This is a genomic window from Paenibacillus sp. 10L310 (assembly GCF_056395745.1).
Genome location: NZ_JBFTKC010000066.1, coordinates 1 through 517, shown reverse-complemented (window position 1 = coordinate 517; position 517 = coordinate 1). Strand labels below are relative to the sequence as shown.

The 517-nt window shown below is 47.5% G+C and carries 1 protein-coding gene; it reads right to left on the bottom strand.

Annotated features, from left to right (window positions below; genetic code table 11):
- Positions 1 to 25: 25 nt before the first annotated feature.
- Positions 26 to 517, bottom strand: a 492-nt coding sequence (locus tag AC1DE7_RS31835; protein ID WP_477535897.1) for an IS3 family transposase, incomplete at its 5' end; no start/stop codon positions are given.

Genomic DNA, 517 nt, shown 5'->3' with positions numbered 1-517 from the left:
TGGACCTATGTCAAAAAAGTAGACACTACGCTACGGATTTGTCCGTAAATTGCATCGCAAAACGAGCAGGAGAAAGATACCCTAGCGCGCCATGCATTCGCTTGCGGTTGTAATAGAACTCGATGTACTGGTAGATGGCAGTATAAGCCTCTTCCGGCGTCTTAAAACGAGGGTTGCAGTAAATGAGTTCCTTCTTTAAAATACTGTGCCATGACTCAATACAGGCGTTATCATAACAGTTTCCTCGGCGACTCATGCTTGATTCCATTCCGTATGATTTTAGTTGCTCCACGTATTCTTTGGACGTGTATTGAGAGCCGCGATCCGAGTGATGGAGTAATCCCGGAGCGGGGCGTTTGGCCTTGTAAGCTTCCTCCAGTGCACCCATCACCAAACTGGTTTCCATATGGTTATATAGACGCCAGCCTACAATTTCACGTGTGCACAAATCCAGAACGCTGGCGAGRTATAGACGACCTCCTCGGCAAGGAATGTAGGTGATGTCGGTAACCCATAC